This is a genomic window from uncultured Campylobacter sp. (assembly GCF_938045465.1).
GTDB lineage: Bacteria > Campylobacterota > Campylobacteria > Campylobacterales > Campylobacteraceae > Campylobacter_B.
In genome coordinates, this window is sequence record NZ_CALIBF010000209.1 from 1 (window position 1) to 13025 (window position 13025).

The following is a 13025-nucleotide window of genomic DNA, read 5'->3' on the forward strand; positions in this document are numbered from 1 at the left end:
CGCCGACGAGGACGTGGCGCAGATCATGAATAAGATCGTCTCAAAGCTCTCGACGCTTTTCGTGACGATTTTCATCCTTTACAACTACGAGACGCTGCACGGGATTTTAACCGCGGGTGCGGGAGGGTATCGCACGGGCAGCGACGAGCTAAACGCGCTTGATCTGGTGTTTATGACGATTAGATTTTTCACACTGCCTTCGATTTTTACGTTGATGATTTTTGAGATCAAGGATTATCTTTTTATCAGATATGACGCATTCGTGCAGGCGCAGCAGGAGCGCATGGGGGATTTGGAAAATTCCAAGGGCTCGGAGTAAAATTTTAAAGCTTAGCTCGATCTAGCTTTGCGCGCCGTAAACGGTCGCAAATACTAAAGATTGCGACCGCCGTGTGCACGCCGGGCTTCGGCGCGGCGGCGGGACTAATAAAATTTGAAATGAAATTTTAGGACAAAATTTTGAGATGGAATTTTAATGACGCACCGGTTATGCGCGGGTTAGAATTTAAAGCCGCGAAGCTTCAAATCCCGACCCCGCAATCAAAATTTAAAATTTTAAAAGAAGCTGTATATGTCGTCTAAAAGGAAGTATTTTTTATCGACGGTGCCTTTGTAGAAAGGCTCGAAAGTATCGTTATACGCTTTTTTGAAAAAGCCCTCTTTGCTAAGCGAAATGAGCGCTTGATTAACGGCTTCTGCGAGATCTGCGTTGCCTTTTTGCATCGCGATGCCTAAAAATACGTTCTCGCCAAGACTTTTGATATTAACCTCGACGCTAGGATCTGCGACCGGATAGACCATCACAAATAGATTATCGTCGCACGCGCCGTCGATCTCGCCGCTCTTTAACCGCTTGTAGCAATCGGAGGAATTTTTGCAATACACTAGATTGTAGCCGCCGTCCTTTTGCATAAACGCTTCGCCCGTCGAGCCGCGGATGACGCCTACTTTTTTACCTCGTAGATCGCTCATTTTTTTGATGTTGTCGCTTTTTCTAGTTAAAACTCCGGAATTTACCGAAAGATATGGCATCGAAAACTCATAATTTTTCTTTCTCTCCTCAGTAACGCTCGCAGCCGCGATAAGCATATCCGCCTGATTATTTTGAATGGACGGAAAGCGCGCTTGCGCCGATACCGGTATGAGCTCGATCCTGCCGCCGGTATCGCCTAAAATTTTACCTCCGATTGCATTAGCAAGCTCTACGTCAAAGCCCTCAAAGCCGTTATCCGTAACTCTACTAAATGGAGGTTCATTTTCATAAACGGCGATACGAATGACTTTACTCTGCTTTATTTGGCTTAAAGAATTCGCAAGCGCAAAGATGCAAGATAAAAGAATTAAAAACAGTGATTTTTTCATTTCAAATTCCTTTTTTATTAAAAAAAGCTGTAAAGATCGTCGAGTAAGAAATATTTTTTATCGACGGTGCCTTTATAGAAGGATTCGAAAGTATCCTCGTAAGCCTTTTTGAAAAAGCCCTCTTTGCTAAGCGCGATCAAGCCTTTATTGATCGCTTCTAGCAGCTCCGCGTTACCCTTTTGCACCGCGACGCCCAAAAATACGTTCTCGCCTAAATTTTTGATATTGACTTCGACTGCGGGATCTACGATCGGATAGACCATAACAAAAAGGTTGTTGTTACAATATCCGTCAATCTCGCCACTTTTTAATCTCCTGTAGCAATCGACCGAATCGTTGCAGTAGGAAACATTATAACCGCCGTCCTTTTTGATATACGCCTCGCCGGTAGTCTTGCGGATGATGCCGATCTTTTTGCCCATCAGATCGCCTATTTTGTGAATATTTGAGTCTTTTTTCGTTAAAATTCCCAAATTGACCGTAAAATACGGCATCGAAAAATCTACGCTGCCTTTACGCTCTTCAGTGATACTTGCAGCCGCGATTATCATATCTGCCTGATTGTTTTGCAGCATCGGAAAACGCACTTCGTTTGTTACCGGTATGAGCTCGATACGACCGCCGCTATTGCCGAAAATTTTACCAGCTAGCGCGTTGGCAAGCTCAACTTCGAAGCCTTCAAAGCCTTTCTCGCTTGACTTGCTAAAAGGCGGCTCATTTTCATAAACGCCTACTCTGATAACCTTGCTTTGCTTTATTTCGCTTAAGGAATTCGCAAAAACAAAGATCGCCGACAATAGAATAAGAAAAAATGACTTTTTCATAATTTCCTCCTTGAATTTTAAATTTTTCGTAATTGTAATGTAAATTTTCTTAAAATTTCATTTTACTAGAACCGAAACTATTCCCTAAATTGCGAGCTTAGCGATAAAATTTCGCAACTAAAATTTCTAAGCATAATGATAGAAGCTTTTTAAATTTTGCTACCTTGCGCCAAACCCTGCCTGCTCTCATTAAATTTTAGCGCTTCGCTATAAAATTCTGTGCGTCTATTAGTGCCGCAAAAATAGCACGCCGCTGCGAAATTCTACGGAATTTTATAAATTCTGCAACGGCGTGTTAGTAAAATTTACAATCTAAACCAAGCTCGCAAATTCTTCAACGGCGCGTTAGTAGAATTTTATAATCCAAACCCAAGCTCGCAAAGTCGGGCAAAATAGCAAGACTATGCGAGCCTTTTAAATTTTACCTAGCGAGAGCACACAGCTATGCTTACTGCAAGCAAATGCAGGCGAGCCGTACCGCTATGCCCGCCTAAAATAGGCTATAAAGATCATCCAGCAAGAAATATTTTTTCTCCGCAGTACCCTTGTAATACGGCTCAATCGTCTCGTCATAGGTCTTTTTTATAAAGCCGTTCTTACTTAGTTTGACTAGCTCACCATTTAAGAACTCAAGCAGATCCTTATTGCCCTTAGAAACCGCGATGCCTAAGAAATCCGAAACGCCTAAATTCTTTATATTTACCTCAGTGTCGCTGTCGATTACAGCATAAGCTAAAACTATCAGATTATCAGTCGCATATCCGATGCCCTTACCATCCTTTAGCATTTTATAGCATTCGTTTGCGGTAGCGCAATTTACAATTTCAAAGCCCTCTTTTCTAAAATACGCCTCACCCGTAGTTCCGCTTTCTGCGATGATCGGCTTACCATGTAAATCAGACATAGTTTTGATCTTATCGCCCTTGCGGGTTAGCACGCCGATATTTACTGCGAAATACGGCGTCGTAAAATCGACCACCTGCTTACGCTCATTTGTGATCGTAAAGGTCGCAAGCACCATATCTACTTTATTCTCTTCCAACACTTTTAAACGCTCACTAGCCTTTACGGGCACGAATTCCACCTTGCCCGCCTTGCCGCCGAATATATCTTTTGATAGCGCCTCGGCTAAAGTCACCTCAAATCCTTGAAATTTGCCGTCTTCAAATTTACTAAAAGGCGGTTGCGCCTCAAATACGCCTACGCGCACACTGCCCGATTGCCTAATCTCAGATAGGGTATTTGCCACTACACTACTTGTAAATAGCAATAAAATTCCCAAAATTATCTTTTTCATATCGTTCCTTTAATTACAATGATTAGCCTAGCCACGCATCTGCGTCGCTTCGGCAAGCCCTCTTAAGCCGGTCGTATATTATTCGCTCACTTCTCCTTTCGACATTTTTTAAAATTTCTTTGCCTTTGAAATTTTGCGGCGCATTTTACGCAAATTTCATTTAAAATACATTTAATCTGCGCCGTGATTTAGATCCCAATCGATCTCTCCCATGCCGTGCGCGCGCAGATATTCGTTGCATCTGCTAAAATGCTTGCAGCCAAAAAACGCTCCCCCCGCAAGCGGACTAGGATGCGCGGCGGTTAAAATGAGATGCCTCTGCGCATCGATCAGCGCCGATTTTGCTTTGGCAAAATTTCCCCACAACATAAAGACCAAATTTTGCCGCCTCGCGCTTAAAATTTTAATCACGGCGTCGGTGAAAATTTGCCAGCCGAAGCCGCTGTGCGAATTCGCGCGGTTCGCGCCCACGCTAAGGCTCGCATTAAGTAGCAGCACGCCCTGCTTCGCCCAGTAGCTCAGATCGCCGCTTTCAGGCTCGCTGATACCCAGATCGCTTTTAATCTCTTTGTAGATATTTACGAGGCTGGGCGGAATTCGTACGCCGTGCGGCACCGAAAAGCTAAGCCCCATCGCCTGATGCGCGCCATGGTAGGGATCCTGCCCCAAAATCACCGCGCGCACCCGCTCAAACGGAGTTAGATTGAAGGCATTAAAGATCAAATTTCCAGGCGGATAAACGATCTCGCGCGCCTTTGCGGCGAGCAGGTTTTCTTTGATCTTTGCAAAATACTCGCTTAAAAATTCCTCCCTAAGCGCCTCTTTCCAGCCGCTCTCGATCCTCACGTCGTCTAAATTTATCTGCATGCTAGCCCTTTAAGCTTTAATGAATTAACGCCATAATTTTACAATAAATTTTAAAAATAGTCTCGCTCGCACGCGCCGCTGCAATCAAAGGCGGATCGCATCGCCGCTGCAACCGATCCCACCGATTTGTAGGCGCCGCTACACAATCACGATCAAAAGCGCCATAAATAGCAGCAGGGCAATCGTCTTTTTATTGTCATTAAGCAGAGTCTGCGGATAAAAAGCAAACAAAATCGCGTAGGCAAAAAGCGCGATTGCGAACTTCCACGGGTTGTTTTCTCTGAATTTTAACCTATAAGCGACCCGAAAGCTATATGCGAAAGCAGCGATAAAGCTTTATCTCGCCCCACCGACCGTCCTTACGTAAAATTCCTAACCGAGCAAGCCTTCGGTCTTGACGCTGCAGTATTTCGGCTCCGAGCCAAACGCCCTCTCCTACGGATTTTTTGATTATACAAAATTTTGCCTTCATCGCTCGTAAGCTCACGCGCTTTTGCGTTTTAAATTTTACAAAACGTTTGCAAGCCTGCGCAGAGTATAAAATTTAAGCGATCGAAATTTTAATCGCGTAGCACAAAAAGCTAGAATTTGCCGCTATGACGCAATTCAGATCATCGCGCGCCGGATCCGGTATGCAAAAGCCCAAATTGCTGCTATAATAAGGCTTTAGACAGGCCCGTAAACGAAGCCTACAGGAGAGATGAATGTTGAGTTCAAAGCTAGCATCCGCGGCAAATGCGTTGCGGTGCTTTTGCCGCAATCTCTGGCGCGCCCGCAAAAACCCCGTCGCATTCGCAAAAAGACGCGGCATGGATAAAATTTTACCGCATATTTTAAAAATATCTATCATGATCGCGCTGATATATTTATCGTATCCGCGATCGCAGGACGGCATCTACGACATGACGGACATCCGTGCTTTCATCGTCTCGATCGCGTTTTGTATATGCTTGATACTAGATATTTAGTTTCGTTTAAGTTTGGCCAGCGCAGCAGTCGCTTGTCTTACGCTCGCTCGGCAAAACGGCGCCTGCTCGCGATCCGATCAAACCTCCGCTTCATGACCCGATTGAGCAGGGAGCGCAAGCGAACGCAAAATTTGCGGTCGCGCACATTTTGATGCCCGCCCATAAACGCCGCTCGTTATGATCTATACGCGCTTATTAAACGCTCCGCACGTCCCTTCGCGCGAACACGCACAGAGATGCGACGCAAGGCCCTCGCTCGTAGCGCCTAGTACGAAAATAAAATTTCTCGCCGTTTGCAAAAAGCTCCGCAGCGGTCGCCGTTATCGCGCGCTAAGGATCACGCGTTAAAATTTCAAACTCGGTCTTATCGTTTTCGTCTCCCCTTTAAAATTTAATCAAATACTCCCACTGCCCGCACCGTAATACGGATAATCCATTGCCGCGGCGGCGGTCTCTCGCGCAGAGGCGCCTGCAAATTTCTCGATCACGCAAAGTCCAAGTTCTATGGAGCTGCTCACGCCGCCTGCGGTGATGATCTCGCCCCCTTCGGGCAGGCTATCGCGCACGAGCCGTTCATACACCACGTCCGCGCAGTAAGGCGCCAGCAGATCGTAGCAAAACGGGTGCGTGGTCGCGCGCCTACCTCGCAAAAACCCCGCCGCGCCCAGAAGCAGCGAACCGGTGCAAACGCTAAACTTATACTTCGCATCGCGCGCGGTTGCGAGCCACGAGATGAAACCCGCATCGTCCCTCAGGCGGCGCGTCACCATACCGCCTGGCACAAAAACCGCATCAAATCCGCCTAGATCCGTCATGATCTCGCCCACGTCGATCGTAAGGCCGCCGCTATCCGAAATCTGCCGCTCGCGCGAGCAAAACCTCATCTCAAGCTGCGGGCGGACGGCTTTGAGCCTTAGCATACAATCGTAAAATCCCATAAAATCGAGGTGCGTCTGTCCGCTAAACATCACAAGTGCTAGATTTTTCATAATCCGTCCTTTAAATTTATCGCTCACCCAAGCTTTCGTTTTGCCGCCGTTGCAATTCTCGCCGCCGCAAGTCGTAAAATGCGCGGCGGCTAAATTTTATACCGCAGGCTACCAAAAACCCGTTCAAGCGAATTTTAAATTTTACCCGCATTAGAACTCGCAGAATTTTTACCGCCCGCGAATGAAATTTCAAAAGCAAATTTGAAATTTCGCGCGCTTTTTATTCTGCATTACTCAGACCCATAAAAGCCCGCAAGCCCGCATAGTGCAGCCTTTTTGAAATATTTTCGAATTCCAAATTCCAAATCCCCTCGTCGTATTTCCATTCAAACGGCGTTTTGTAATTCGTCCAAATTTCATACGCGCGTTCGTTTAGCCGCTCAATCAACGCAGAAATCCCTAAATCGCCGCCCGCTATCTCCATCATCAAATGCCAGTTGTCCAAATCGGCGGGGTCGCCGGTATGGATGGACTTCTCTCGCGGCAGATAATACACAAAATCGCCCGTATCAAAGGGAAATAAAGTATGGCACAGCGCAATGCCGTAAATTTTTTGAGCGAATACGGTCGGAAGCTGCTCGTCCGAATAGCCGAAGGTAGAAACGTATAAAAAGCTGCGCAAGATGCTCGCTAAATTTCTGCAAACGGGCGCAAAGGCGTATCTGCATGCCCGCTGCGTTAAGGCGCCGTTTCTAATAAAACTTATGGCGCTATCGATCTCTTTTCTTCTTGCTTGCACGTATTTTATCTTTTTAAATCGCCAAGCTTGCAAAAGCTGCAAAGAATTGTCGATTGAGCGCAGATGCTTGTCTCTTTTTTCATCCGCCGTGTCGCTTAGCTCCGCGATCCTCGCAGCGGCCTGCCTCCAAAACGGAACTAAGGTTTTTACCCATCCCAAGTAGCTCAGATAAAGCGCGTCCGGCTCCTCCTTTTCAAAAGCCGCTCTCATCTGCGTAAGTTTTATCATCGCAGCCCTTTTGCATCTAAATTTATCCCGCGCGCTACTTTTCGCCTTACGTCTTCTCGCCCGCCATGTAGCTTTGGAATATAAATTTATGCTCCTGCGGCAGCGCATCGTAAATTTTACCGGCAAGCTCGCGGATCTCCCAAAGCGCAGCTTTGCTAGAGCGCAGAGCGAGGAAGTTTTGCAAGCTGCGCGCGTTTATGCTCCAGCTAAGCTCGCTCTTGTAGCACTCTGGCAGGCAGTATTTAGCGATATCAAGGCTGATCGAGGTTTGTAAGATTACGCGCAGATTTTCAAGCGCCGCTATGCTTGCGTTATCGACCGCTTCATTGCCCGTAAGCACAATGTATCGCGCGGCGTTTTCGAAATCGCCTTGCGCGAAGCTGCCCTCGCCGCGCAATTCTTTAAGAGTGTAGCGAGTGGATTTTACGCTAAGGCTTGCAAGGCGGTGGCGCGCCAGCTCCTGAAGCAGCGCGCGAGAGATGCTGCTGATGTAGAAATTGTAATAGAGGTGCTCGAGCGTGCTTGAGTGCTTGAGCTGATTGCCGACGCGGTCTATTAGCGCCAGGTCTTTGACGCCGCCGCAATCGCCACGCTCAAAGCTCTGCCAGCAGGTGCGGATCGCATTTGAGCAGACCCAAAGCGGAGTGAAATTTAGAAGTTTGACTTGCATGATTATCCTTTGAAATTTTAAGCGCATTTTAACGCTATCGCACTTTTAAACCGATAAAATTTCGCAAAACGACGCTTTTAATAAACGAAGCTTGCGCCTAGCTTTGCGAGCAGAACTGCTTCATTTTATCTTTTTTCGCTGCCGCCGCGAGAGATTAAAATTTCATCCAGCCTGTAGCGCGTGTGCGGGTATTTGCTAGGTTCACCACGTCCCAAAGCCACGACGATCGCGGGACGAAATTTCGCCTCTAAAGCGCAGAATCTTTCCAGAGCCGCGGCGTCAAAGCCGGTCATTATGCACGAGCGCACGTCAAAGCTCTCGGCGATATTAGCGATATTTGCCGCTAAGATATAAAGCTGCTTGGTCGCGTAGTTCATCAGCGCTTCGTCGTCTAAGCCCGCAAATTTCGCGCAGAAATAATTCATCGCAGCTTCATATTTTTGCGGAGTGTTTGCGCGACGGCGAACGGTTCGTTCTAAATACTCCTCGCCCACGCTCAGATCGTTACGCGCGATTAAAATCACGGCGTGCGAGCACTCGGCTATTTGTGGCTGGCTGTTGCAGGCTACAGAAAGCTCTTTTAGCTCGCAAAGATCCGAGACTATCATCATATTCCACGGTTCCAATCCGCATGAGCTGGGACTTAAGCGCGCAAGATCAAGTATCTCGCGCACGAGTTCATTATTTAGCTTGTCACTGCAAAATTTACGGCAGCTGTGGCGAGAGAGCATCACTTCTTTTATCGATTTCATTTTATCTCCTTTAAAATTCGCGGCATTATAACGGGTTTGCCTAAATTCCACCCGGTTAGCTTGGCGAGTTAAGCTAGATTTTGCTAATATTGCCCTTTTAAATTCCGCTACAAGGCATAATATGAACGATAAATTTAGCAAAATCGGCTTCATCCTCGCAGTCGCAGGCAGTGCCGTGGGGCTCGGTAATGCGTGGAAATTCCCCACTTTAGTAGGCACCAACGGCGGCAGCGCATTTATCTTGCTATATCTTTTGCTGACGCTTTTGGTTAGCTTCGTGATTTTTTTAGCCGAGATCGTCATCGGCAGGCTAAGCGAAAGTGATCCGGTGCGCGCATTTGAAAAGCTCGCACCCTCATACAAAGGCGCATGGAAATACGCGGGATTTTTTATGATTAGTGCGCTTTTGATCTATGCTTTTTACAGCGTCGTAATGGGCTGGATCCTAAAATACGTAGTCTCAAGCGCCTTGTATCTGCCAAAAAGCATAGATGAAAGCGGCGCAGCGTTTAACGCACTTTTAGGTAGCGACTTTTTAAGCGTGGCTGTGTGCTTTACCATAGCGTCGGCGTTTTGCTTTTTCATCGTATCTAAAGGTGTCAAAAGTGGCATCGAGCGGCTGAATGTCTGGATGATGCCCGCGCTATTTATTTTGCTGGTTTTGATGCTAATTTACGCCGCGAGTTTCGATGGATTCGGACGTAGCGCGAAATTCTTACTGGTGCCAGATTTTTCCAAGCTTAATAAAGATAGCGTTCTTTCGGCGCTAGGACTTGCGTTTTTTACGCTTTCGCTTGGCGTTACTACGATTATGACCTATGCCGCGAGCCTGCCTGCGCGCACCAACATCCTAACCTCAAGCATAAATATCGTCTGCATTAATGTCCTAATCGGCGTGATGATGGGACTTATCGTCTTTACTTTCATCTTTGAATTCGGCGGCGATCCCAAAGCGCAAGGTCCGGGGCTTGTGTTCGTCTCGCTGGTGGTGCTTTTTTCAAAGCTCGGTGCGATCGGAAATATCCTAGCCTTTTTATTTTTCACCTCGCTATTATTTGCGGCGATTACTTCTGCAATTTCGATGCTGGAGCCTGCGATTTATTATCTCGTAAACTCCCGCAAGCTAAGCCGCAAGCGCGCTTCGCTTTTAGTTTTTGCCGTGACGTATGTTTTAGGGATATGCTGCATTTTGGGTTATTACGGGGGCACGAGCGAGTATTTTAGCCTAGGTGGCAAGAGCTTTTTTGACGTGCTTGATTACCTAACCTCGAATATCTTAATGCCTCTTAGTGGTATAATCGTGGCGATTTTCGTAGGGTTCGTGATCAAAAAACGAGCCGTCGAAATTCTACTGCGCCCATATATGGGACGAATGGGCTTTAAGCTGTGGTATTTTGTGCTATTGCGCTTCGTGGCGCCAGTCGCGATCGTAGTGATAGCACTCAATCAGTTAAAAATTTTAAATTTTTAAATTTTGTAAAGCAGGTGGATAACATGGAAGTTAAAATTTGGCGCTAAAGCAGTCCAAAAGCAACGCGCCAAATTTCATAGCGAACTTGCGGCAATCCGTTAGCCTTGCAGCGATAGTTTAAAATTTTATGTTTAGATAGAGGAAGGTCAAAGTATGCGACGGCAATCAGCTTTCGGCGCGATCGTGCTAACCCGCATGGCGATCGGTGCGCGCGACAAAGGCGTCGTAGCGCAGCCGCATCTGATCACGCTACGGAATTTTAAAATTCTAAACCGAGACGGTCGGTGCACAGCCGCCACGATAGTTTATGACGCGACCTACGCAATGTGCCGCAGAAGCGGCGCGTAAAATTTTGTGGTGACCCGCGCGAAATTGCGCTTGGAATTTTAAAATTTGTCGCCGAAACGGCGCACAAGACCGCAATCCGTCTAATAGACGGCCGATCCGTCAGAACAGCGCAGGGATCGCATATTGCGGCTTGAAATTTTAAAATTTTACGCTCTGACGGCTTGGAGCGATAGGCAAAATTCCATAGTGAGCCTCACGGCGATCCGTGCGCGGCTATGGCGGCTGTCAAAAATCGCGCTTGGAATTTTATGTCTAGATAGGAGCATGCAGCGACCGCAATCAGCCTTCGGCGTGACTGCGCTAATCCGCGCGGCAACCTGCGCAAGACCACGGCAAAGACGCCGTAGCCAGTCGTGTCTGATCACGCTGCGGAATTTTAAAATTTAGCGCTAAAGCGGTCTAAAAACAATGCGCTAAATTTCATAGCAAGGTTGCGGCGATAGTTTGGAATTTTAAAATTCCGCGGCTTTAAAATTTAAAAATCATCGGAGAGAAAATGAACGATAAATTTAGCAAAATCGGCTTCATACTTGCCGTCGCAGGCGGCGCAGTGGGGCTTGGCAACGCATGGAAATTCCCCACCCTCGTGGGTCAAAACGGCGGCAGCGCCTTCGTGCTTTTATACCTCGCGCTCACGCTGGGCGTGGGCTTTAGCATATTCCTAGCCGAGATGGCGCTAGGCAGGCTAAGCGGGCGGGATCTGCCGAGCGCATACGAGACGCTGGCGCCGCTCGGCGGACGCAAATGGCGCGCAGGAGGCGTTTTCATCGCGGGCGGCATGCTGGTGCTGTCCTTTTACCTCGTGATCCTCGGCTGGGTGATCCGCTACATATTTTTGGGCTTTTCTCCGCTGCCCGCAACCGCCGAGGAAGCGGGCGCCGTCTTTGACGATCTCATCTCGCATTCGCTAGCCACGAGCCTGGGCTTTTACGCGCTTGCGCTCGTGCTGACGTTATCCGTCGTCGCGCGCGGCATCAAAAGCGGTATCGAGCGACTAAACGTCGTGATGATGCCGCTTCTTTTCGTGCTGCTGCTCGCGATGCTTGCGTATGCGTGCACGATGCAGGGCTTCGGCGCGGCGGCGAAATTTCTTTTCTACCCAGACTTCGGCAAAATCACCGTTAACTCCGTCCTCTCCGCACTCGGGCTCGCGCTCTTTACCCTATGCGTGGGCGTCGGCTGTATCGCAGCATACGCGGCGTCGCTTAGCGAGGGGGTGCGGCTCGTGCGAAGCTCGGTAAACATCGTATTTATCAACATCGCGATCGGACTGATGATGGGGCTCATCGTCTTTACCTTCATCTTCGAATTTCGCGCCGATCCCGCGCAGGGTGCGGGGCTTGTGTTCGTCTCGCTCACTACGATGTTTGCAAAAATGGGGCTAGCGGGACAGGTGCTTGAAGTCGCGTTTTTCGTCTCGCTCTTTTTCGCGGGGATCACGAGCGCGGTTTCGATGATCGAGCCTTTCGTCTTCTATCTCATCGGCAGATTTAAAATTTCGCGCCTGCGCGCAGTCTGTATTTCAGGGTGCGTCATAGCGGTGCTAGGCGCATGCTCGCTACTATCGATGCACGCGGATTATGCGAGCAGGTTTAAGCTTTTCGGCGCGAGCTTTTTTGACTGCTTGGACTTCGTAAGCTCAAACGTCATGCTGCCTCTAGGCGCGCTAACCTCGGCGATCTTCGTGGGCTTTGTTATGGATACGCAGCGCCTGCGCGGGCTTTTTGGCGCCGATATGGGCGAGCTGGGATTTAAAATTTGGTACTTTTCGCTGCGCTTCGTAGCGCCCGTCGCGATCGTGATCATAATGGCAAATCTACTATTTTTTGGCGGAAAGTAGAAAGCGAAATTAATAGAAATAAGCGGTAAAATTTTACGCGATAAATCCTGCGACAGATTTACGCGGCGAAGCGATTTACCGGGATCACGAGGTAATTTGCAACGTTTAAACTCGGCTAAATGCGCGCTGCGATCCGCGAAGTGTCCGAGCAAAGGGCTTTAACGCAATGAAATTTCATACGGTAATCGTGTGCGGTAAAATTTAAGCGTAAATTTTGTGCCTCGTTTCATACCGAAAAGAGCCCAAACGCGCCTCTAGATTTAAAATTTACGCGTTGAAATTTCGCAATCCTCTCGGCAAGGCTTAAAAGCATTAAAATTTTATTACCCACCAGCATACAAGCGCCGAAATGCGCCGTAGAAGCAGCGGGCTTGCTTTTCAGACGCGATGAATATTTTGCGGGTGCGGCCTAAACAGCTAGTGGCGTGCGCATTTGGGCTGAATGAACCTGTTTTAAAGCCGCGCGGTTTAAGCCGTCCTTAGCGCGCTAGCACTTACCTGCTTTTTTAAGCAAAGCGTTGCAGTTACCACTTTTGGAACCTCCAGTACCGCCTGCGCCAACAATTTTTGTGCAAAGCACGTCAGAATCAACTACTATAACGGATGAAAAATAGCAACGATATAAATCCCCGTTTTTGCTCCTGACCTTATAATGTACTGAGTCGATCTC

At 47.8% G+C, this 13025-nt stretch carries 13 protein-coding genes and 1 pseudogene; 5 read left to right on the forward strand and 9 right to left on the reverse strand.

Annotated features, from left to right (window positions below; all coding sequences use genetic code 11):
* Nucleotides 1-319, forward strand: a 319-nt coding sequence (locus Q0413_RS10750) for a hypothetical protein (RefSeq protein ID WP_298990323.1), incomplete at its 5' end; no start/stop codon positions are given.
* 236 nt (nucleotides 320-555) lie between these two features.
* On the opposite strand, the gene Q0413_RS10755 is transcribed toward Q0413_RS10750, so the two are convergent.
* The 4 genes from Q0413_RS10755 to ung all read right to left on the reverse strand — a co-directional run bounded on the left by Q0413_RS10755 (nucleotide 556) and on the right by ung (nucleotide 4350).
* Nucleotides 556-1362, reverse strand: coding sequence for a transporter substrate-binding domain-containing protein (locus Q0413_RS10755; RefSeq protein WP_298990326.1), 807 nt, complete (start codon nucleotides 1360-1362; stop codon nucleotides 556-558).
* Between the two features lie 17 nt (nucleotides 1363-1379).
* Nucleotides 1380-2186 carry a transporter substrate-binding domain-containing protein gene (locus Q0413_RS10760; RefSeq protein ID WP_298990329.1) on the reverse strand — a complete coding sequence of 269 codons (807 nt, stop codon included), beginning with the start codon at nucleotides 2184-2186 and terminating at the stop codon, nucleotides 1380-1382.
* A 490-nt stretch (nucleotides 2187-2676) separates the two neighbouring features.
* Nucleotides 2677-3483 carry a transporter substrate-binding domain-containing protein gene (locus Q0413_RS10765; RefSeq protein WP_298990332.1) on the reverse strand — a complete coding sequence of 269 codons (807 nt, stop codon included), beginning with the start codon at nucleotides 3481-3483 and terminating at the stop codon, nucleotides 2677-2679.
* A gap of 171 nt (nucleotides 3484-3654) precedes the next feature.
* Nucleotides 3655-4350, reverse strand: a complete 696-nt coding sequence (gene ung / locus Q0413_RS10770) for a uracil-DNA glycosylase (RefSeq protein WP_298990335.1) — start codon at nucleotides 4348-4350, stop codon at nucleotides 3655-3657.
* A gap of 809 nt (nucleotides 4351-5159) precedes the next feature.
* On the opposite strand from ung, the gene Q0413_RS10775 reads away from it, so the two are divergent.
* Complete coding sequence (locus Q0413_RS10775) at nucleotides 5160-5318, forward strand: hypothetical protein (protein WP_298990343.1); 159 nt, start codon at nucleotides 5160-5162, stop codon at nucleotides 5316-5318.
* Between the two features lie 395 nt (nucleotides 5319-5713).
* On the opposite strand, the gene Q0413_RS10780 is transcribed toward Q0413_RS10775, so the two are convergent.
* The 4 genes from Q0413_RS10780 to Q0413_RS10795 all read right to left on the reverse strand — a co-directional run bounded on the left by Q0413_RS10780 (nucleotide 5714) and on the right by Q0413_RS10795 (nucleotide 8696).
* Entirely contained in the window at nucleotides 5714-6307 is a 594-nt protein-coding gene (locus Q0413_RS10780; protein WP_298990345.1) for a DJ-1/PfpI family protein, read from the reverse strand.
* Between the two features lie 220 nt (nucleotides 6308-6527).
* On the reverse strand, nucleotides 6528-7274 hold the full coding sequence (locus Q0413_RS10785; RefSeq protein ID WP_298990348.1) for a hypothetical protein: 747 nt from the start codon (nucleotides 7272-7274) through the stop codon (nucleotides 6528-6530).
* A gap of 46 nt (nucleotides 7275-7320) precedes the next feature.
* Nucleotides 7321-7944, reverse strand: a complete 624-nt coding sequence (thyX, locus tag Q0413_RS10790) for an FAD-dependent thymidylate synthase (protein WP_298990350.1) — start codon at nucleotides 7942-7944, stop codon at nucleotides 7321-7323.
* A gap of 125 nt (nucleotides 7945-8069) precedes the next feature.
* The gene (locus Q0413_RS10795; RefSeq protein WP_298990355.1) at nucleotides 8070-8696 is read right to left on the reverse strand and encodes a nitroreductase family protein; all 627 of its coding nucleotides are present in this window, start codon (nucleotides 8694-8696) and stop codon (nucleotides 8070-8072) included.
* Nucleotides 8697-8817: 121 nt separating this feature from the next.
* Between Q0413_RS10795 and Q0413_RS10800 the strand changes: the two genes are divergently transcribed.
* The 3 genes from Q0413_RS10800 (at nucleotide 8818) to Q0413_RS10810 (ending at nucleotide 12355) form a co-directional block, all read left to right on the forward strand.
* The gene (locus tag Q0413_RS10800) at nucleotides 8818-10167 is read left to right on the forward strand and encodes a sodium-dependent transporter (protein ID WP_298990358.1); all 1350 of its coding nucleotides are present in this window, start codon (nucleotides 8818-8820) and stop codon (nucleotides 10165-10167) included.
* A gap of 153 nt (nucleotides 10168-10320) precedes the next feature.
* Nucleotides 10321-10515 (forward strand): hypothetical protein, encoded by a 195-nt coding sequence (locus Q0413_RS10805; RefSeq protein WP_298990361.1) that lies wholly within the window; start codon nucleotides 10321-10323, stop codon nucleotides 10513-10515.
* A 496-nt stretch (nucleotides 10516-11011) separates the two neighbouring features.
* Nucleotides 11012-12355, forward strand: a complete 1344-nt coding sequence (locus tag Q0413_RS10810) for a sodium-dependent transporter (RefSeq protein ID WP_298990364.1) — start codon at nucleotides 11012-11014, stop codon at nucleotides 12353-12355.
* A 487-nt stretch (nucleotides 12356-12842) separates the two neighbouring features.
* Here Q0413_RS10810 and Q0413_RS10815 read toward each other — a convergent pair.
* A pseudogene (locus Q0413_RS10815) lies at nucleotides 12843-13025 on the reverse strand (hypothetical protein); the annotation flags it as partial.